Genomic DNA, 19,667 nt, shown 5'->3' with positions numbered 1-19,667 from the left:
ATTTTCCGCGCTGTGCCACAGAATGCCGCTGCCTGCAATCAACGATAGGGAAGACCACATACATCCATTGCTGCAGGTACTGTTTGTCGAGTGCACGCACTTTTACCAAAGGCGCAAGCGCTGCACCTTGCTTCAACAACGCCGGAAAGTGCTGTAGCGTTCCGCCATGAAAGTCACGCGCAACACCCCTGACCAACTGATCCTGTCGAACACGCCATGGTTCATCGGCATCACACTGGCCCTCTTCATACTCGCCTTTGTAGGTGCTGGCCTGTTCATGGCCAGTGAAGGTGGCGAGGACATCTGGTTTGGCCTCTTCTTCGCTGTTTTTGGGGGCGGAATGGGCCTGGGTGCTTTCTGCGCGTTTGTTCGACGCGTTCAGGTCGTGTTGGATCGTCCTGACAACAGCATCCTGATCCGCCGCCAATCCGTATTTGGCTATGAGGCCGTCGAACATAAGCTGTCCAGCCTGTCTCATGCCGAGGTCGAAAGCACAAAGTCCAGAAACGGCAAGCGCACGTCGACGATGTATCGCCCAGTGCTGATCCTGGACGAGGGAATGAGCGCTGGCCGCCATCCCATTGTCGAGGCATATGTCAGCGGGTCAGGCTCACATCGGCTGGCTGAAGCTGTGAATGGCTGGTTGCCCGCGTCCAATCGAGGCGACCAAGACGTCAGCGTGGGCTAGAGGCTAAGCCGCGTTCCAACCACAGACGTTCTTCAGGTGAAACCAGCTCGGACATTCGGTCGTCGTACCTGGTCATATCTTCAGGCGTCAATTTGCCTTCCCACTTGTTGCTGGTGCCCGAAGAAAAGAACTGTGCAAAGTCGTGAAACCCACTGGTGAACCCGGGCGTTTGCTCCAGACGCTGCGCATTGTTCTTCATCGACCCGAAACTGCCCGCCTCGGCGATGTCATTGACCAGCTGCGGGCTGATCTCGGTGTCCATGATGTCGGCCAGGCGCGAGACTTGTCCGCGTAGATCGCGGCTAAGCTCTGCGTAGTGCAGGAAATGAATATTGGGCAATTCACGGAAGGTCCAAAAGGATCGGAAGTGATGGATAAATGATCCAAGTGTCAGATCGTCGGTGCCTTTTGATGAAGCCGGTCGATCCAGAAACATGGAAAAGGCTTCTGAAAGATCATCGGGAAAGAGGTAATCCAACCAATCGGCCTTCATATTCTCGACATGACTGCGCATTGAGAAATGCACATCGACGGGATGGCGGTGCACAACAAGATACTGCGCATCAGGCGAAAAGGTAACTCCATCCAGCGGCGTATGTGTCTTTATGCAGCGCCGATGGCTTTGCGCGTTCAGCGTTTTTGCCTGCTCCTCCCTGTCGCGAAAGCCGCAATCCAGCCATGGTGAAATCTTGTTGTCGTATACGCCGGGATCAGCGGTTTGCGTGATCAACATTCGCACCAAGGTCTGCGTCCACGTCGTGCCGCATTTAGGCGGCGTGCACACAAAGATATCGTCCGGCCGTATCTCGAAACCAGACCAGATATCGGTGTTGGTCACCTCGCCAACATAATCCGTTGTCTTTTGCGGAAGATCGTCCTTCATCGCCCCCTCCCCGAGCTTGTTTTGATCAGAGTACCCTACACCAGCCACCTTGACACAGCTTGTCTTGACTCACCCTCCTCCAAGGCGTAAGTGACCGCCAAACATCCGGAAGCCTTTCGATCTTCCGGTCCCTTGAGTCGTTCAGGGATCGCCCCCCACCAGCGAGTTTCGCCCGTGGGGGCGTTTGTGCATTTAACCGGCGCATCCTATGTAGGGCACGCCATCAGATAACCGGCTAAGGAGGCCGAAGGCATGTTTGAAAATCTATCCGAACGCCTCTCTGGCGTCTTTGACCGGCTGACCAAACAGGGCGCTCTGTCCGAAGAAGACGTCAAGACCGCCCTGCGCGAGGTCCGGGTTGCGCTGCTTGAGGCCGACGTCTCGCTGCCAGTAGCCCGCGCTTTCGTCAAAAAGGTTCAGGAACAGGCGACAGGTCAGGCTGTTACTAAGTCGATTACCCCCGGCCAGCAGGTCGTCAAGATCGTGCATGACGCGCTGGTCGATACCCTGCGCGGCGAGGAAGACCCCGGCAAGCTGAAGATCGACAACCCGCCTGCCCCGATCCTGATGGTCGGTCTGCAGGGCTCGGGTAAGACGACCACCACCGGTAAGCTGGCGAAACGCCTGAAAGAGAAAGAGGGCAAGAAGGTCCTGATGGCCTCGCTCGACGTCTATCGCCCGGCGGCGATGGATCAGTTGGCGGTTCTGGGCACGCAGGTGGGCGTCGATACCCTGCCGATCGTTCCCGGCCAGAAACCCGTCGATATTGCCAAGCGCGCCAAGCAGCAGGCGACACTGGGCGGCTATGACGTCTACATGCTCGACACCGCGGGTCGTCTGCATATCGACGAAGTCCTGATGGACGAGGTCGAGCAGGTCCGCAACGTGGTGGACCCGCGCGAGACGCTGCTGGTAGTTGACGGCCTGACCGGTCAGGTCGCCGTCGAAGTCGCCGAAGAGTTCGACGCCAAGGTTGGCATCTCGGGCGTGGTCCTGACCCGTATGGACGGTGACGGCCGTGGCGGTGCGGCGCTATCGATGCGTGCCGTCACCGGCAAACCCATCCGCTTTGTTGGTCTGGGCGAAAAGATGGATGCGCTCGAAACCTTCGAGCCCGACCGGATCGCCGGTCGTATTCTGGGCATGGGCGACATCGTTGCCCTGGTCGAAAAGGCCCAGGAAACGATGGAGATGGAACAGACCGAGCGCATGATGAAGCGCATGGTCAAAGGTCAGTTCAACATGAACGACCTGAAAATGCAGCTGGAGCAGATGATCCAAATGGGCGGCATGCAGGGCATGATGGGGATGATGCCGGGCATGGGCAAGATGGCCAAGCAGATGGATCAGGCCGGTCTGGACGACAAGATCCTGCGCCAGCAGATCGCCATGATCCAATCCATGACCAAACGCGAACGCGCCAACCCTCAGCTATTGCAGGCGAGCCGCAAGAAACGCATCGCGGCAGGCTCGGGAATGGAAGTCAGCGACCTCAACAAACTGCTCAAGATGCACCGGCAGATGTCGGACATGATGAAAAAGATGGGCAAGATGGGCAAAGGTAAGATGCTGAAACAGGCCATGAAAGGCATGTTCGGCAAAGGCGGCCCCTCGCCCGAGGAGATGGCCGCAGGCATGGACCCCAAGGCGCTGGAACAAGCGGCTAAGGCGATGGGCGGCAAGATGCCCGGCGGCCTGCCCGGACTGGGCGGCGGCATGGGTCTGCCTCAAGGCCTCAGCGGGTTCGGGAAGAAGAAGTAAGTGAGCACCGCGCCCACTATAACCACCGCGCGCCTGACGCTGCGCCATCACCGGCTCGAAGACTTCGAGCCGATGGCTGCGCTGTTTGCGACGGAGTGGGCGAAATTTATGGATGGGCCGTACTCGGCGCAGGACCTGTGGTCAATGCTGGGCTCGGACGTAGCCAGTTGGCAGTTTCTCGGATTTGGTGCATGGGCCGTCGACTTGACGGAAACCGGTGAGTTCATTGGCCAGGTCGGGATCAACAAACCCCCGAAATTCCCCGAGGCCGAAATCGGCTGGTGCATCTTCCCCGACTACGAGGGCAAGGGTTTTGCGTTCGAAGCGGCCTGCGCCGCGCGCGACTGGGCTTTTCAAAACGCCGGTTTGACAACACTGGTCAGCTATATTGATGCGCCCAACGCGCGTTCAATCGCCTTGGCGCAGAGGCTCGGCGCAATTGAGGATCAAAACGCAGCGCGCCCGTCTCCCGAGGATGTCGTTTATCGCCACCCACACCCCGATGAGTTTCAGGGCGGAATGGAGGCATACGCATGACCTCGTTCACTATCCCCACCATCGAGACCGAGCGTCTGATCTTGCGCGCGCCACATCTGGACGATCTACCTGCGATGACAGCGTTCTTCGCGACTGAGCGCAGCCATATGGTCGGCGGACCTAAGGATGAATTCGAAAGCTGGAAGTCTTTGCTTGGATTCATCGGGCATTGGGCTTTGCGTGGTTACGGGTGCTGGAACATCACTGACAGAGCCAGTGAAAAATTCGCTGGATGGGTTGGCATCATTGATGCCCCTGGTTGGGATGAACCGGAGCTGGGCTGGGCCCTGATGGAAGAGTTCGAAGGCCAGGGCATTGCATATGAGGCCGCGACCGCCGCGCGTGATTATGCGGCAAGGCATTTCGGCTTGAACGGGGTGATGTCCTACCTAGCTCATGCCAACCACCGTTCGCGCGCCTTGATGGAACGCCTTGGCGCAACATACGAGCGTGAGGGCGAAGTCGTGGGCAAACGCTGCCAAGTCTGGCGACACCCAGTTCTCGACATTTCCGACACCGCTTTGACCACCGAAAGGACCGGCCAATGACCAACCCCGTGACACAGGCTGCCACGCTGTTGAAAGAGCATCGCGAAAGCATCGATCGGCTAGATGCGATCCTTGTCTATACGCTGGGCGAGCGGTTCAAACACACGCAGGCCGTTGGCAAGCTCAAGGCCGAACACGACCTTCCCCCGTCCGATCCTTCGCGCGAAGCAGCGCAGATCGCACGGCTAGAAGACCTGGCGAAAGAAGCCGATCTGGACCCCGATTTCGCCAAGGCTTTCCTGAATTTCATCATTCAGGAAGTCATCCGACACCATAAGAAACACCAGAACTAACCGGCACCTACGCCGGCTCAACAAAAGACACGCCTCCGGCGTGATGCCATTCAAAGGAGATACCACCATGGCAATGAAAATTCGTCTCGCCCGCGGCGGCTCGAAAAAGCGTCCCTTCTATCGCATCGTGGCTGCTGACAGCCGCATGCCCCGTGACGGCCGTTTCATCGAGAAACTGGGCACCTACAACCCGCTGCTGCCGAAAGACAGCGAAGAGCGCGTGAAAATGAACATGGAGCGCATCCAGTACTGGCTGGATCAGGGCGCTCAGCCCACCGACCGTATCGCGCGTATGCTGGAAGCTGCGGGCACCCGTGAAAAAGCCGAGCGCAACAACCCCAACAAGGGCACCCCGGGCAAGAAAGCTCAGGAACGCGCGGAAGAGAAGGCTGCAAAGGCTGCTGAAGCTGCCGAAGCGGCGGCTGCACCGGCTGAAGAAGCGGCTGCAGAAGAATAAGCAGGCAAGCGCGTGCGGGATCAGACTTTCACCGACGATTTTCGCACGCAGTTTGACCTGTTGTTGCGGCTCCGGCGTGATGTGCGCCGGTTCCGCACCGACACCGTGGACGAGGCAGTGCTGGCGCGCTGCCTCGACGCATTTCAACTGGCCCCTTCGGTGGGGCTCAGCGAACCTTGGCGCGTGATCCGCGTCGAAAGCGAAGCAGCCCGCGCTGCCGCGCTGAAGAATTTCCAAACTGCCAACGATGATGCGCTGGCGGGGTATTCCGGTGACAAGGCGCAGCTTTACAGCCGCCTGAAACTGTCCGGGATGCAAGAGGCCCCCGTGCAACTGGCCGTTTTCTGCGACGACAGCACCGACAAAGGTTTGGGGCTGGGTGCGGGCACAATGCCCGAGATGCGGCGTTACTCTGTTGTTTCGGCAATCACCCTGTTCTGGCTGGCCTTGCGGGCCGAAGGGTTGGGACTGGGTTGGGTGTCGATCCTGGATCCCGACCAAATGATACGCGATCTGAGCGTGCCGGAAGACTGGCGACTGATCGGATACTTCTGCGTTGGATGGCCTGAACAGGTATCAGACACACCGGAACTGGAACAGGTAGGCTGGGAAAACCGCGCCCAATCCCTGGCGATCGAAACACGGTAAGGTCCCATGTTCGGATTGATTCGACTTCCCATTTTGCTGCTGATCGCCTTTATTGTCGGCGTGTTCTTCGAACGCAACAATCAACGCGAAGCCTGCGAAGGCCTTGGCGAATGGAGAAACGGGATTTGTTTGACAACAGGCGCGTCCAATGAGTGATCTGATCTGCGTCGGCAGCGTTGCGGGGTCTTACGGCGTACGCGGCGAAGTGCGCCTGAAAAGCTTTTGCGCCGTGCCCGAAGATATTGAACACTACTCTCCACTGACAGATGAGACCGGCGAACAGCGCTTTCCGGTTGTTTTGACGCGCACCATCAAAAATGGGTTTGCGGCACGTCTGGGCGGGGTCGAAACCAAGGAAGAAGCCGATGCGCTGAACGGTCTGCGCCTGTTTGCGCGGCGCGATCAGTTGCCTTCGCTTCCCGATGATGAGTTTTATCACACCGACCTGATCGGATTGGATGTCTATGATACCGGTGGCACGCTGCTGGGTAAAGTCAAATCCGTACAGAACCATGGCGCTGCGGACTTGCTGGAATTGCATGGGCCGGGTCTGAAATCCACCGTTCTGCTGCCTTTTACGCTGCAAGTGGTGCCAACGGTGGATCTTGAGCAAGGCCGCATCGTGGCTGACCCGCCTGAAGGTCTGATCTGATGCGGCGCATATTGCTGCATCTGGGCCTGCACAAGACAGGCATGACCGCAGCACAGTCGTTTCTGCATGAAAACCGTGAATTGATCTGGCCCCGCTTTGCATTGGTTCTACCCTACAAAACCCGCAAGTCCGGGCTGAGCGAGGCCGCTACTCGCCATTCAATCTATCGGCTGGACGCGACGCTGGCCGGGTTTGGTGGACAAATTCAAACCTTTTTGGACGGCCTGGATTTTGGCGAACGCCGGGGCCTGATCCTGAGCGAAGAGAACTTTCTGGGCCTGCGCCCCAGCAGAAACCGCGAGGAAGGTTATGGGGCCGCACCCGAACTGGCCGAGACGCTGGTCAGTGTGCTGCGCCGACGACTTCTGGGCGACGAGGTCGATATCACTGTCTACCTGTCTCTGCGCCAGCGCGAGGCGTGGCTGCGCAGGCTGTGGGCTCATGATCTGCACCAAACTCGGATCGTGCAGGATCTGGACGGTTTCTGCTCTGATTTGGCGCATCTGCCCACGTTGCAAGAAACTGCAGACACGATCAGGGATCGTCTACCGACCATCACCGTCGAGACTGCGTTTTTGGAACAGGTGCAGAACCATCCCCTCGGAGCAGGTGCGCCGTTTGCCAATTTCCTGGATCTGCCGCCCGAGAAAGCTGCGCTGCTTCGAGGTCCTGCACGCGTAAGCCCCAGCTTTTCTGACGAGGTGTTGCAGGAAATGCTGTCTTTGAACCGTTCATCACTGGACGAAGCCGCTTTGATCACCCAGAAGAAGGCTTTGATTCAAACTGCCCAGACCGAACTGGCCCGCCAGACATGACAGACAAACCCAGCAAATCCCACGGCCGAAAAGCGATCCGGCCGACTTTGAAACCGCATGAACTGATGACTCCGACGCCGGATTTGCACGGGGTCTGGAAAGCAAAGATCATCACGCTGTTTCCAACAGCCTTTCCCGGAGTGCTGGGCGAAAGCCTGACTGGCAAGGCTTTGCAGGAAGGCTTGTGGCAGCTCGAGACTGTAGACCTGCGGCAGTTCGGCGTTGGCAAGCACCGCAACGTCGATGACACCCCAGCCGGTGGCGGTGCTGGCATGGTGCTGCGCGCAGATGTTCTTGGTGAAGCAATTGAACATACGATGGCAAGTGTGCACGGAAATTGGCCGCTGATCTACCTTAGCCCGCGCGGGCGACGGATGGACCAGCGCATGATGCAGAACCTCGCGCGATGCGACGGCATGACCTTGTTGTGCGGCCGGTTCGAAGGTGTGGACGAGCGTGTTTTGGAGCACTACGGGGTACAGGAAGTATCGTTGGGTGACTTTGTAATGACCGGCGGGGAAATCGCGGCGCAAGCTCTGATCGACGCGACCGTTCGTCTGATCCCCGGCGTTCTGGGCAATCAGGCTTCTACCGAGGAAGAAAGCTTTTCCTCGGGCCTGCTGGAACACCCGCAATACACACGCCCCGCAGACTGGAAAGGGCGCCCAATCCCTGAGGTATTGATGTCAGGTCACCATGGTCGCATTGCGGAATGGCGTCACAAAATGGCGGAAGACATCACCCGCGATCGACGTCCCGACATCTGGGCAGAGTATGCAAAACCCAAGCCCGGAAAACAGGACTAAAGGACAGGGATGTGGCGGGGATGCCGCAAAAAATTTCTTTGTCCGTTTGCCATTTGAAGTTGAGAACGCCTCAATCTATTCAATTTCTGGACCCATAGGATTCGTGGGCGATAAAGATTGAAGTGAGACTGACCATATTATGAAAAAGCTATTGCTTGGCGCGTTGTTGGCCGCTTCGGCCTGCACCACAAAGCCACTCGGAATGTCTGTTCCCACACAAGCTGGCCACAATCTGCACTCAGCGCGGGTTGCGGTCGATTCCTGCTCACAAGAAGCAGATGAGGGTGGGAACGCCGCAGTCATCGGGGGGTATGCGACTAACATTCTCCTTTGGGGAATCATTATCGGACCAGCCGTAACCGCCCCGATTCAAGACGGACTGCGCGTACAGGGTGAGATCGATCAGGTGGACCGCTGCCTGCGCGAACGTGGTTTTGAACGCCGCGAGCTTAGCGCGGGTGAGTCCTTTTGGCTGCGCAACGCCTATGGCGAAGAACGCGAGCGACGCCTGGATCATCTGGTCAGCGGCGGTACGATTGAAACCTACGGAACGCCGAAGGTCTAAGGCTTGGCCTTCCATCTGGCCCAGTTTTCCGGCGTGCCGTTAAAGGCGTTGATGTCCACCCTGCCCTGAACACCTGGCACCAACCCGGTGCCAGTGTACTGCCAGAAACGCCAAACAGTGCGCGGGTAAACCTCACGCGGGTGGCCGGCAACCGAACGCAACCAGAACTCGGTCTTTGGCAGGCGAGCGATGTCGGTATCTTCAAAGAAATCCACAGTCGTATAGACAATGGGACGACGACCATAGTGCCGTTCCAAAATATCCAGGAACCGTTGTGCCTCGGCGCGAACGGTTTTGCCGTCGGGCCGCAAGGTGCAGGTCTTCGAATGCGGCGTCCATTCCATGTCCAGCACATGCGGTAAGTCCGCGCCTTTGGGAACGTTGCGGATGAACCAACGGGCCTGTTCACGGGCCGAACGACAGAAATAGTAGTAGTGGTAAGCCCCCCAAGGCACACCGGCGGCCTGTGCGCCGCGTCGATGGTCATCGAACATCGGATCGGCCACATCTCCACCTTCGGTTGCTTTCATGAACACAAAGCTCACACCCGAAGCTTTGGCCCTGCGCCAGTCTATTGCCCCCTGCCATCGCGAAACATCCAGCCCGTGAATAGGATACAGGCCCGGATGGCGGCCCTCCCAATCATGCGGATCAGCGTCACCAAAATCGGGGTAAATCACCGACGGTGCTGTCCGGTCCACGCCCGGCACAGGCTCGACCGCCTGAGGCTTCGGGCCACCGCGCCCGCATGACACAAGCAAAGCAGCCGAAACTGCCAGAACAAATGCAATTCGCATCCTTGAAGTCCTGTCTTAAATTCTGCTCTTTCAATTTGCCTCAGAATGCCTGATCTGAGTGGCAAGGCAACGCTGCAGTTTGCGACTGGCGGAATCCCACCAGTATTGCCCGGCAATTCGATGCGATTTGCTCTTGATCCCTGCGTACAATCCCCTTAAACGACCGCAATCCGGTGCCGCAATCTGCGACTCCGGTGTTTTGGTTTGCATCATGGCGTAACGCCCAGCTTTCTTCGGCAGGGATGTGTCAGATGGAACCGGACTTAAGGAACAGTCGATCTGACCTCTGGCGGGCTGCGTGCAGGACCCGATGAAGACCAAGAGCTCTCAGGCCGTGCCCAAACTTCGTGGACCAACCACGAGCAGATAGGAGTACCTGCGATGGACCTGATCGCACAGCTTGAGGCGGAACAGATTGCCGCCCTGGGGAAAGACATCCCCGACTTCAAAGCCGGTGACACCATCCGTGTCGGCTATAAGGTGACCGAAGGGTCGCGCACCCGTGTGCAGAACTATGAAGGCGTCTGCATCGCGCGCAACAACGGCAATGGCATTGCCGGTTCGTTCACCGTTCGCAAAATTTCGTTTGGCGAAGGCGTGGAACGTGTGTTCCCGCTGTATTCGACCAACATTGACAGCATCACCGTTGTCCGCCGTGGCCGCGTCCGTCGCGCCAAACTGTACTATCTGCGCACCCGTCGCGGTAAATCCGCACGTATCGCAGAAGTCACCAACTACAAGCCCAAGGCTGGCGCCGAGGCGTAAGGAGCGGAAAGATGAAAAAAGACATCCATCCCGATTATCACGTCATCAACGTCAAAATGACCGATGGCACCGTGGTTCAGATGAAATCCACCTGGGGCGCAGAAGGCGACCAGCTGGCTCTGGAAATCGACCCCTCTTCGCACCCGGCATGGACCGGTGGCTCGTCGCGCCTGATGGACGCCGGCGGCCGCGTGTCGAAGTTCAAGAAGAAATACGAAGGTCTGGGCTTCTAAGCTTGACCGAAATGAAATGCGAAAGGCCGCCCCATCGGGCGGCCTTTTTTCTTGCCTGGGCTTAATCCGGCTTCAACCGAAGACATAAAAACAAAGCTTGTTGCCGTCAGGGTCCCGCACATATGCACCATAAAACCGGTCCGGCACGCGTTGCCCGGGCTCGCCTTCGTCTGTCGCGCCAAGGCTGATCGCTTTGTCATACATTGCGGAAACGGACTCTTTGGTGTCGGCAGGAAAAGATATCATATTGCCATTTCCGGACGCGCAGTCATTGCCATCATATGGTTCGCATACGGCCAGCATCGGTGCCGTCGGGTCATTTCCGATAAATACGATACGGCCCGCATCGACCAGAACTTTGGCACCTTTGTCCTCGAATAATGAGGTATAGAATGATTTTGCGGCGTCCAAGTTGGAAACACCAATGGTTACATATCCGATCATATACGGAACCCCTTTGAAGACGGCATGATTTCCCGGGCATAGTCGGTCAGTCGCTAAGGCGTTACAAGTCACGAAACCGGCATCGGTTTGAAGTCAAATCCAGTAGGACAGCGCCACCGGAAGCACCAGTATTGTCGCCAATGTCGAGACCAGAATGAAGCCTGCCACATCTGGCCCGTATTCCGGTACATGCTGATCGATGAAGAGGTAGGTCGCCACAGACGACGGCATCAGGCAGCACAGAATCAAAGCGCCCCGTTCCGGTCCCGTAAACCCGAACAGCCAGATCAAGGCGCTGGCGATGACAACGGCCATCACTAGGTGCATCAGCGTTAATATGATCGCCCGTCCCAGGCTTTTGACCTGCAATGTCGCCAAGGTATGACCCAATGTCAGCAACATCAGCGGAATCGACAGTCCTCCCAGAATATCAAAAGATTTTGCAATCGGCTGCGGCAGGCTGGTTCCTGTCGCCATCAGGATCAGTGAAAGCGCTACGGCATAGATAATCGGTGAAGAAGCCAGTTTCCGAGGCGAGAATTCTCCGGCTGGAATCCACATCCCGACAGTAAAGATGCTGATCAACACAACCACGACAAACGCCATCGTATAGGCCATGCCTGCATCACCCAGTGCCAGCAGGGTGATTGGCAGTCCTATGTTGCCAACATTTCCGTGCATCAACGGCGTCAGAAACGCCCTGACCGGCAGGCGCAGGGCCTTTAGGGCGACGAAACCCAACACACCGAACCCTGCCACCGCCAAAGCGGCAGCGGTCATCATGTCCAGAAAAGTGTTAACCGCCAATTTGGTCGTCGAAAGGTGCGAAATAATTAGCGTAGGATAGCCCACCTTCGAGACGATCCCACCGATCACCTTGTTGTCGAAGGGAGCGTGAATCAGCGCAAGGCCATAGCCAATCCCGGCGCAGATCAGGACCGGCAAAACCACGTTCAAAACGTTCAGGAACAGGTGTTCCAAACTGCATTCTCCCTGCTCAACCTGCATGCTGACTGTGAATCAGGTCCGGCGCATTGGCAAGCGCGCGCCCGTAACCCGCGCACCGCGCAGGGTTTTCCAAAATAGGGTCTGATATTGCCCGAAACCGCCGCTTGAGGTTCTTTCCTTCCAACGCGACACAACATATAGTGGGTGCCAACAACGTGTAGCGAAGCACGGCGGGACTTGGGAAAACAAGCATGGCACATATCATTGTGGTCGGGAACGAAAAGGGTGGCGCAGGCAAATCGACCGTGTCGATGCATGTGGCAACCGCGCTGGCCCGATTGGGGCACAAGGTCAGCACGCTGGATCTGGACCTGCGCCAGCGCAGTCTGGGACGCTATTTCGAGAACCGGAACAACTTCCTCAAAAGCTCGGACCTAACCCTGCCCAGCCCGCGCCATCACGACCTGCCCGAAATCGATGCCGCCACGCTGAAACCTGGCGAGAACATCTATGACCACCGCCTGTCTGCCGCCGTATCGCAACTGGAGAGCGACAGCGACTTCATCCTGATCGACTGCCCGGGCTCTCACACCCGGCTCAGCCAGGTGGCGCACTCGTTGGCCGACACGCTGATCACGCCGCTGAACGACAGCTTCATCGACTTCGACCTTTTGGCGCGGATCGACTCGAAGGGGGAAAAGATCCTCGGCCCATCGGTCTATTCCGAAATGGTCTGGAACGCGCGTCAGTTAAGGGCCCAAGCTGGGCTGAAACCCATCGACTGGGTCGTGGTCCGCAACCGGGTCGGCACGCAGCGTATGGTCAACAAGGAAAAGATGCAGCGCGCGATCGAGATGCTGTCTCAGCGCATCGGCTTTCGCGTCGCTTCGGGCTTTTCCGAACGGGTTATCTTCCGCGAACTGTTCCCCCGTGGCCTGACCCTGCTGGATCTCAAGGATATCGGCGTAAAGCAGTTGAACATCTCGAACATCGCCGCCCGTCAGGAACTGCGCGACATGATGAAAGAGCTGAGCTTGCCGGGCGTGGAGATCGATTTCTGATCCAAGGCCCTGTCGGACGCTGTGTAAACAAATCCAGCAGTTGGATTCCAGCACTGAGTGGCTGCTCTAGGCGCTTTGCGTTGGCAGCCAGGATGCAATAGCATCGAGGATCCGGTGAACTGACCGTACGGCGCACTTCAACCCCGCCCCTAGCCGCGTTAGTCTCTGATCCAAACAAGCTGAAAGGAGCTGGTCCATGTCACTCTTCTCAAAACTCTTTGGTGGCGGCGAAAAGTCGGGTCCTGAGCCGGTCGCATACAAAGGGTTCGAAATCTTCCCGGACCTGATTGCCGAGGGTGGCAAGTATCGCCTTTCGGCCCGAATCGAAAAGACCATCGACGGAGAGCGTAAAACGCAAGCGGTGATCCGGGCAGATGTCTTTGAAAGCCGGGATCAGGCCGAGAGCTTCAGCATCACCAAGGCGAAGCAGGTGATTGACGAGCAGGGCGAACGCATATTCGATGCTGGAAACCGATAGCTTTTTTGTCCGAGATGCGAACGACGATTACCATGTGACCTGCGCTTGCCGAACGACACACCCTCGGCCTTGTTCATGCAGCCAATAGCGTCAATGTAGGGTACGACCGCAGAAGGAAGGAACCAAGACGTTCTGCAAGGTCCATCAACTTAGGAACAGGCTCAGTTTCAATCGGTTACGGATTGCCCACTGGGACTGTACACCGTAAACAACTCTTTCGGTTCGTTCACTCCGCGTAGCATGTAACGACCCACTGACACAAGCTCTTGCACGCAGGGTTGTGCGGCGCGGGCGACGTCGTCCGAGATCAGGATTCTCTGTCCCAGTGACCGGTGCATCCCCGCAATACGGGCGGCCTGATTGACGGCTGGTCCGATGACTGTGAAATCCAACCGCGTCTCGGAACCGATATTACCATAGAGAATTTCGCCTGAATGCAGAGCCAGCGTGTAGTTGGCCACTGGCAGGCCTTGCTCCTGTCGTTGAGCGTTCAACGCATCCATACGCGACTGCAACAGGGGAACCGCGCTCAGCGCGGCGCGGGCATCTTCGTCGATTTCGCCGACATCGAACATGGCCATCAGACCATCGCCCATGAATTTCAGGATATTACCGCCCCTGTCATGCACCACGCCCACTGCCACGGCCAGATAGTCGTTTAGCATGTCAATAATCTCGTGCCCCGGTAGATCCTCTGACAGGGTGGTGAAGCCTTCGAGGTCGAAGTTCCAAATTACCGCATCGATCTGCTGCAAAGACCCGCGCTGGATTTCACCAGACAGAACCCGACGACCGGCGTCGCGGCCCAGGTAAACACGCATCAGATCCTTGGTCAGGTTCTGGTTCTTGGCGGACTTAAGCGCCAGACCCAAATGCGGCAGAACGGTGTGGATTTGGCTCAGATCGCCGTCGTCAAAACCGGTTGGTGCGTCACTGGTCCAGGACATCAGAACGCCATCGCTGACCTTCTTTGCGCCATTGGGGCGCAACTGCTTAGCCCCTTCAAAAGACAAGCCCGTGGCATAATAATCGGTTGCCCCGATTTCCCGCAGGTCGTTCAACAGCGGAAAGCGACAGGGTTCATTATGTTCGACCAGTTTGACCCGGATTTCATCCAGATCCTCATGCAACAGGGCATACAGCGGGCTTTGCTGCCAAACCTCGCTGGGTTCATCAGTATTTTCAAACCGCTCGAATTCACCGCCTGTGCCGTTGTACCAACTGTAACCCATACCGCCGTAAACTGGGTGCAAAGTGGACTGGGCTGCGTGAAAGCGCATCAACGGGATGCCCATGTCGACCAGCCGGGTGCAAAAGCCTTCCAGCAATTCTTCCTGACCAGCCCCTTCAAGCCCCTTATTGACCAACCAATCGATCAGGTTGTGTGTGGGTACCGACGAAGAGTCCAGCGAGGTCATATTGGTGTCCGTATCAAGCATGCATCCCATCTGGGGATCATGCACATCAATTGCCAGTGGTCAGTCCAAACCAGCCAATCTTTGCAGCATTTTACGCAGCAGAGCGGCTTCCTCCGCATCAAACAGGCCCGACAGTTTCGCATCATAGTCTGCGGCGACGCCATGCAAGTCACGATACACGGTTTGCCCAGCCGGTGTTAGAGTCAGCCATTCAGCACGCCGGTCCGCTTCATCGCGTGTGCGTTTCAAGTAACGACGCTGTTCCAGCTTGGCGACCGCGCGGCTGATCTTGGTCTTGTGCATTCTGGCACGTTTGCAAATCTCTTTCGCGGTCATCTCGCCAAATAGCCCGAGATGAAACAGCACCCGCCATTCGGTTCTGAGCATCCCGTAACGGCCTTTGTATACGCTCTGAAATTCCAATGACGCCTGTTCAGCCGCCTGGTTCAGCAGGAAGGGCAGAAAATTTTGCAGATCAAACTCATCATTTTTTTTGGATTCTACGTGTGACATGCTTGTTAGTTACAAAATCAACTATTACCCGACAAGCAGCAAACGGAGGAAACCATCATGAATCGTCCGAGTGATCCGCATATGCTGACGCAGGCTGCAACGCCGGTCGGCACACATGCCGGCTATATGCCCGGCTTTGGAAACGACTTTGAGACCGAGGCCCTGCCCGACGCGCTGCCACAAGGGATGAACAGCCCACAGCGCTGCAACTATGGCCTTTACGGAGAGCAGCTGAGCGGCACCGCCTTCACTGCAAACCCGCCCGAACGCACTTGGTGTTACCGCATTCGCCCGTCGGTGAAGCATTCACATCGTTACGAAAAAATCGACCTCCCCTATTGGAAATCGGCACCGTGCATCGACCCGGATGTGATCAGCCTGGGTCAGTATCGCTGGGATCCCGTCCCACATTCTGATGAAGGTCTGAACTGGATGACCGGGATGCGGACCATGACCACGGCGGGGGACGTGAACACGCAAGTGGGCATGGCCAGCCACATCTATCTGGTCACCGAATCCATGGTGGATGACTACTTCTTCTCGGCCGATTCCGAGCTGTTGGTTGTTCCGCAGGAAGGACGCCTGCGTTTTGCGACCGAGCTGGGAATCATCGATCTGGAACCCAAAGAGATCGCAATTATTCCGCGTGGTCTGCTGTACCGGGTCGAGGTTTTGGAAGGCCCCGCGCGCGGTTTTGTCTGCGAAAACTACGGGCAAAAGTTTGAACTGCCGGGCCGTGGCCCGATTGGCGCAAACTGCATGGCCAACCCGCGCGACTTCAAAGCGCCCGTAGCTGCGTTTGAAGATCGCGAAACCCCGTCGACCGTGACGATCAAATGGTGCGGCCAGTTCCACACCACCAAGATCGGGCACAGCCCGCTGGATGTGGTCGCATGGCACGGCAACTATGCGCCCTACAAATATGACTTGCGCAATTATTGCCCGGTTGGCGCGATCCTGTTCGACCATCCCGACCCGTCGATCTTTACGGTTCTGACGGCACCGTCTGGCCAGCCCGGCACGGCCAATATCGACTTTGTTCTGTTCCGCGAACGCTGGATGGTGATGGAGGACACGTTCCGCCCGCCGTGGTACCACAAAAACATCATGTCCGAGCTCATGGGCAACATTTACGGCCAGTATGATGCAAAACCACAGGGCTTCGTGCCCGGCGGCACAAGCCTGCACAACATGATGATCCCGCACGGCCCCGACCGGGAAGCCTTTGACAAGGCATCGTACTCCAACCTGGGGCCGGACAAGCTGGACAAGACAATGTCGTTCATGTTCGAAACCCGCTTCCCGCAGCATCTGACGCCATTTGCCGCCACCGAAGCGCCTTTGCAGGATGATTATATCGACTGCTGGACATCGCTCGAGAAAAAGTTCGACGGAACACCGGGTAAGAAATGAGCTTGGATATCTGGTTCACCTATGTGGCAACGGTCCTGCTGCTGATGAGCACACCGGGACCTAGCCAGTTGTTGATGTTGTCAAACTCAGCCACCAACGGGCTTCGGCGCGGGCTATTCACCGCTGCCGGAGATCTGACGGCGAACTTTCTGCAGATGTTGGCGGCTGGGCTGGGCCTGGCCGCGCTGATTGCCACATCCGCCACCGCGCTGACAGTCATCAAATGGCTGGGTGTGGCTTATCTGGTTTACCTTGGGGTCAAACAGATCCTCAAAGCGCGCGTGTCTGATGCGCAAACCGCACCCAAGGCCAGCCGCAAATCGCTTTGGATGCAAGGATTTGTTACTTCTGCCGCGAATCCCAAGGCCGTGGTCTTTTTTGCAGCCCTGTTCCCGTTGTTCATTGACGGAGCACTGCCTCTCTGGCCGCAATTCGCCATTCTTTCGGCCACCTATCTGGTCATGGACGGGATGTTCCTGACCGCATATGGCGGCAGCGCAAGCTGGCTGGCCCGCCGTTTGCAAGGTCCGGCAAAGCTGTGGCTTGACCGCATTGGCGGCAGCTTCATGATCCTGGCTGCTATCTTGTTGGGGCTGAAATCCCTTCGCCCCTCAACTTAACCAACAAAACAGGGACATCGTATGCCTCTAATGACATCCTGGGTGACGTCGGCCAATGACGCGACACATCCGTTCCCACTGAACAACCTGCCTTATGGCGTCTTCTCGACCGTGGGCGACGATCCGCGCTGCGGTGTGGCCATTGGGGACATGATCCTCGACGTCACCGCCGCCGAAGCCGAAGGGTTGATCACCCTGAGCGATGAGCCCCTGTTCGACATGCCGTTCTGGAACCCGTTGATGGAAGAAGGCCCCGCTGTCTGGGCCGCCCTGCGGGAACGTCTGATCAGCCTTCTGACCGAGGGCTCGGACGAGCAAAGCAAGGTTGAACCATTGCTTGTCAAACAAGACGACGCCGAGATGCACCTGCCTTTCGCTGTCAGTGAATACACCGATTTCTACGCAGGCCGGAACCATGCATTCAACGTGGGCACGATGTTCCGGGGGCCGGAAAACGCATTGCCGCCAAACTGGCTGCATATTCCCATTGGGTACAACGGGCGCGCGTCTTCGGTCGTGGTATCGGGCACGGATATTCGCCGCCCGTGGGGGCAGCTAAAAGCGCCAGACCAAGATATACCCGCCTTTCTGCCCAGCCGCCGTTTTGACATCGAGCTTGAGATGGGCGCGATTGTCGGCACCCCTTCGGATGGCCCAATCTCGGTGCAAGAGGCGGACGACAATATTTTTGGCTACGTCCTGCTGAACGACTGGTCTGCGCGCGACATCCAGGCTTGGGAATACCAGCCACTCGGTCCGTTTCAGGCCAAAGCTACCGCAACCTCAATCAGCCCCTGGATTGTCACCAAGGCAGCGCTGGAGCCTTTCCGCTGTGACACGCCGGCCCGTGAGTTCGAGTTGCTGGATCACCTGAAAGACTGCGGCCCGATGCTCTATGATATCGACCTGTCGATCTCCATGGCTCCTGTCGGACGGCCTGCCACGACAATTGCACAGACCAACTACAACCAGATGTACTATTCCGCCGCGCAGCAACTGGCCCACCACACGACGTCCGGCTGTCCGATGAATGCAGGTGATTTGCTGGGGTCGGGCACCATTTCCGGACCAACCAAACCCGAACGCGGTTCGTTGCTGGAACTCAGCTGGGGCGGCAAGGAACCTCTGACGCTGGACAGCGGTGAAACCCGCAGCTTCATCGAGGACGGCGACACACTCACCCTGACCGGCGCGGCCAAAGGCGACGGCTATACAATCGGCTTCGGTGACTGTGTTGGCACCGTTCTGCCTGCCCTTACTTCCCCTTTCGAACGATGACGCACTGACTTCATCTTTTTCCAAATACTCCCGCCGAAGGCTTCCAACCGCAGCCTTCCGCGCAAGCGCAAAAGGACAATACCAAGATGGCCAAAGCATTCGCGTCCCAGGGGGACATGTCTGAGAAAAAGATCAGCTTCACCGAGGTGGGCGAAGGACTCTATGCCTTTACGGCCGAAGGCGACCCGAACTCGGGCGTCATCATCGGCGATGACAGCGTGATGATTGTCGAGGCGCAGGCGACACCGCGTCTGGCCAACAAGGTGATCGAATGCGTTCGATCAGTTACAGACAAGCCGATCACGCATGTGGCCCTGACCCACTACCACGCCGTTCGCGTTCTGGGTGCCAGCGCGTTTGGCGCGCAGCAAATACTGATGTCAGACATGGCCCGCGCCATGGTCGTGGAACGCGGGCAGGAAGATTGGGACAGCGAATTCCAACGGTTCCCGCGCCTGTTCGAAGGGCACGAAAGCATACCCGGCCTGACCTGGCCCACCACCACGTTCAGCGACACGATGACCGTCTATCTGGGCAACCGTCGTGTGGATCTGATGCATCTGGGCCGTGCGCACACCGCCGGGGACATCGTAATTCATGTGCCGGATCAAAACGTGATGTTTACAGGCGACATCGTCGAGTACCACTCGGCCTGCTATTGTGGTGACGGGCATTTCAGCGACTGGGGTGACACGCTGGACGAAATCAAGTGGTTTGATGTCGACGCCATCGCGCCCGGACGCGGCGACGCGCTGGTTGGTAAGGACATGGTCAATGCGGCCATCGAAAATACACGCGATTTCGTCAGCAGCACCTACCGCCCGGCCGCCAAGGTGGCTGCACGCGGCGGCAGCCTGAAAGAAGCCTGGGACGCCGTACGCGCCGAATGTGACCCCAAATTCGCTGACTACGCGATCTACGAACACTGCCTGCCGTTCAACGTGGCGCGCGCCTATGACGAGGCACGCGGCATCGACACGCCGCGCATCTGGACCGCCCAGCGCGACCTTGAGATGTGGGAAGCCCTGCAAGGATGACAAAACGAC

At 57.6% G+C, this 19,667-nt stretch carries 26 protein-coding genes; 20 read left to right on the top strand and 6 right to left on the bottom strand.

Going from position 1 to position 19,667, the window contains the following annotated elements; genetic code table 11:
• Positions 1–166: 166 nt before the first annotated feature.
• Entirely contained in the window at positions 167–688 is a 522-nt protein-coding gene (locus GOV90_RS19165; protein WP_171096194.1) for a hypothetical protein, read from the top strand.
• Here GOV90_RS19165 and GOV90_RS19160 read toward each other — a convergent pair.
• Entirely contained in the window at positions 675–1,571 is an 897-nt protein-coding gene (locus tag GOV90_RS19160) for a sulfotransferase domain-containing protein (RefSeq protein WP_171096196.1), read from the bottom strand. The genes GOV90_RS19165 and GOV90_RS19160 overlap by 14 nt on opposite strands.
• Positions 1,572–1,823: 252 nt before the next feature.
• On the opposite strand from GOV90_RS19160, the gene ffh reads away from it, so the two are divergent.
• The 11 genes from ffh (at position 1,824) to GOV90_RS19105 (ending at position 8,653) form a co-directional block, all read left to right on the top strand.
• A complete protein-coding gene (gene ffh, locus GOV90_RS19155; protein ID WP_171096198.1) occupies positions 1,824–3,332 on the top strand; it encodes a signal recognition particle protein in 1,509 nt (502 codons plus the stop codon).
• The gene (locus GOV90_RS19150; protein WP_171096200.1) at positions 3,333–3,869 is read left to right on the top strand and encodes a GNAT family N-acetyltransferase; all 537 of its coding nucleotides are present in this window, start codon (positions 3,333–3,335) and stop codon (positions 3,867–3,869) included.
• On the top strand, positions 3,866–4,417 hold the full coding sequence (locus tag GOV90_RS19145; RefSeq protein ID WP_171096202.1) for a GNAT family N-acetyltransferase: 552 nt from the start codon (positions 3,866–3,868) through the stop codon (positions 4,415–4,417). The genes GOV90_RS19150 and GOV90_RS19145 overlap by 4 nt, the downstream gene beginning before the upstream one ends.
• Positions 4,414–4,710 (top strand): chorismate mutase, encoded by a 297-nt coding sequence (locus tag GOV90_RS19140; RefSeq protein ID WP_050605269.1) that lies wholly within the window; start codon positions 4,414–4,416, stop codon positions 4,708–4,710. The genes GOV90_RS19145 and GOV90_RS19140 overlap by 4 nt, the downstream gene beginning before the upstream one ends.
• Before the next feature lie 67 nt (positions 4,711–4,777).
• Entirely contained in the window at positions 4,778–5,167 is a 390-nt protein-coding gene (rpsP, locus tag GOV90_RS19135; RefSeq protein WP_170388164.1) for a 30S ribosomal protein S16, read from the top strand.
• A 12-nt stretch (positions 5,168–5,179) separates the two neighbouring features.
• Positions 5,180–5,815 carry a 5,6-dimethylbenzimidazole synthase gene (gene bluB / locus GOV90_RS19130; RefSeq protein WP_171096204.1) on the top strand — a complete coding sequence of 212 codons (636 nt, stop codon included), beginning with the start codon at positions 5,180–5,182 and terminating at the stop codon, positions 5,813–5,815.
• A 6-nt stretch (positions 5,816–5,821) separates the two neighbouring features.
• Positions 5,822–5,971, top strand: coding sequence for a hypothetical protein (locus GOV90_RS19125; RefSeq protein ID WP_171096206.1), 150 nt, complete (start codon positions 5,822–5,824; stop codon positions 5,969–5,971).
• Positions 5,964–6,467 (top strand): ribosome maturation factor RimM, encoded by a 504-nt coding sequence (rimM, locus tag GOV90_RS19120; protein WP_171096208.1) that lies wholly within the window; start codon positions 5,964–5,966, stop codon positions 6,465–6,467. The genes GOV90_RS19125 and rimM overlap by 8 nt, the downstream gene beginning before the upstream one ends.
• Positions 6,467–7,282 carry a hypothetical protein gene (locus GOV90_RS19115; protein WP_171096210.1) on the top strand — a complete coding sequence of 272 codons (816 nt, stop codon included), beginning with the start codon at positions 6,467–6,469 and terminating at the stop codon, positions 7,280–7,282. The genes rimM and GOV90_RS19115 overlap by 1 nt, the downstream gene beginning before the upstream one ends.
• Positions 7,279–8,088 (top strand): tRNA (guanosine(37)-N1)-methyltransferase TrmD, encoded by an 810-nt coding sequence (gene trmD, locus GOV90_RS19110; protein WP_171096212.1) that lies wholly within the window; start codon positions 7,279–7,281, stop codon positions 8,086–8,088. Before GOV90_RS19115 ends, trmD begins: the two co-directional genes overlap by 4 nt.
• Before the next feature lie 139 nt (positions 8,089–8,227).
• Entirely contained in the window at positions 8,228–8,653 is a 426-nt protein-coding gene (locus GOV90_RS19105) for a hypothetical protein (RefSeq protein WP_171096214.1), read from the top strand.
• Here GOV90_RS19105 and GOV90_RS19100 read toward each other — a convergent pair.
• Positions 8,650–9,450: a GH25 family lysozyme gene (locus GOV90_RS19100; RefSeq protein WP_171096215.1), complete on the bottom strand. Its 801-nt coding sequence runs from the start codon at positions 9,448–9,450 to the stop codon at positions 8,650–8,652. The two genes, GOV90_RS19105 and GOV90_RS19100, sit on opposite strands and share 4 nt — an antisense overlap.
• Before the next feature lie 381 nt (positions 9,451–9,831).
• Here GOV90_RS19100 and rplS point away from each other — a divergent pair, with 381 nt between their 5' ends.
• The gene (gene rplS, locus GOV90_RS19095) at positions 9,832–10,215 is read left to right on the top strand and encodes a 50S ribosomal protein L19 (protein WP_152457026.1); all 384 of its coding nucleotides are present in this window, start codon (positions 9,832–9,834) and stop codon (positions 10,213–10,215) included.
• A gap of 11 nt (positions 10,216–10,226) precedes the next feature.
• Positions 10,227–10,448 carry a 50S ribosomal protein L31 gene (gene rpmE, locus GOV90_RS19090; protein ID WP_170428949.1) on the top strand — a complete coding sequence of 74 codons (222 nt, stop codon included), beginning with the start codon at positions 10,227–10,229 and terminating at the stop codon, positions 10,446–10,448.
• A gap of 72 nt (positions 10,449–10,520) precedes the next feature.
• On the opposite strand, the gene GOV90_RS19085 is transcribed toward rpmE, so the two are convergent.
• Both GOV90_RS19085 and GOV90_RS19080 read right to left on the bottom strand, forming a co-directional pair.
• Positions 10,521–10,892: a VOC family protein gene (locus GOV90_RS19085; protein WP_171096217.1), complete on the bottom strand. Its 372-nt coding sequence runs from the start codon at positions 10,890–10,892 to the stop codon at positions 10,521–10,523.
• 93 nt (positions 10,893–10,985) lie between these two features.
• Positions 10,986–11,873: an AEC family transporter gene (locus tag GOV90_RS19080; RefSeq protein ID WP_171105546.1), complete on the bottom strand. Its 888-nt coding sequence runs from the start codon at positions 11,871–11,873 to the stop codon at positions 10,986–10,988.
• Between the two features lie 218 nt (positions 11,874–12,091).
• Between GOV90_RS19080 and GOV90_RS19075 the strand changes: the two genes are divergently transcribed.
• Together GOV90_RS19075 and GOV90_RS19070 are read left to right on the top strand one after the other, a co-directional pair.
• The gene (locus GOV90_RS19075; protein ID WP_171096222.1) at positions 12,092–12,901 is read left to right on the top strand and encodes a division plane positioning ATPase MipZ; all 810 of its coding nucleotides are present in this window, start codon (positions 12,092–12,094) and stop codon (positions 12,899–12,901) included.
• Positions 12,902–13,097: 196 nt separating this feature from the next.
• A complete protein-coding gene (locus GOV90_RS19070) occupies positions 13,098–13,379 on the top strand; it encodes an HlyU family transcriptional regulator (protein ID WP_171096224.1) in 282 nt (93 codons plus the stop codon).
• Between the two features lie 167 nt (positions 13,380–13,546).
• Here GOV90_RS19070 and GOV90_RS19065 read toward each other — a convergent pair whose 3' ends face one another.
• Positions 13,547–14,818: an adenylate/guanylate cyclase domain-containing protein gene (locus GOV90_RS19065; RefSeq protein WP_253284814.1), complete on the bottom strand. Its 1,272-nt coding sequence runs from the start codon at positions 14,816–14,818 to the stop codon at positions 13,547–13,549.
• Positions 14,819–14,857: 39 nt separating this feature from the next.
• Entirely contained in the window at positions 14,858–15,310 is a 453-nt protein-coding gene (locus GOV90_RS19060) for a MarR family winged helix-turn-helix transcriptional regulator (protein ID WP_171096226.1), read from the bottom strand.
• Positions 15,311–15,367: 57 nt separating this feature from the next.
• On the opposite strand from GOV90_RS19060, the gene hmgA reads away from it, so the two are divergent.
• From hmgA to GOV90_RS19040, 4 genes are all read left to right on the top strand, one after another.
• Positions 15,368–16,723, top strand: a complete 1,356-nt coding sequence (gene hmgA, locus GOV90_RS19055) for a homogentisate 1,2-dioxygenase (RefSeq protein WP_171096228.1) — start codon at positions 15,368–15,370, stop codon at positions 16,721–16,723.
• Positions 16,720–17,343 (top strand): LysE family translocator, encoded by a 624-nt coding sequence (locus GOV90_RS19050; RefSeq protein ID WP_171096230.1) that lies wholly within the window; start codon positions 16,720–16,722, stop codon positions 17,341–17,343. The genes hmgA and GOV90_RS19050 overlap by 4 nt, the downstream gene beginning before the upstream one ends.
• Before the next feature lie 21 nt (positions 17,344–17,364).
• Entirely contained in the window at positions 17,365–18,621 is a 1,257-nt protein-coding gene (gene fahA / locus GOV90_RS19045; RefSeq protein WP_171096232.1) for a fumarylacetoacetase, read from the top strand.
• 86 nt (positions 18,622–18,707) lie between these two features.
• The gene (locus GOV90_RS19040) at positions 18,708–19,658 is read left to right on the top strand and encodes an MBL fold metallo-hydrolase (RefSeq protein ID WP_171096234.1); all 951 of its coding nucleotides are present in this window, start codon (positions 18,708–18,710) and stop codon (positions 19,656–19,658) included.
• Positions 19,659–19,667 lie beyond the last annotated feature (9 nt).

It is taken from the genome of Ruegeria sp. HKCCA5929, from assembly GCF_013034525.1.
Taxonomy (GTDB): Bacteria; Pseudomonadota; Alphaproteobacteria; order Rhodobacterales; family Rhodobacteraceae; genus Ruegeria.
Note: the sequence above shows the minus strand (reverse complement) of the source record. Positions and strands in the feature narration are given on the sequence as shown.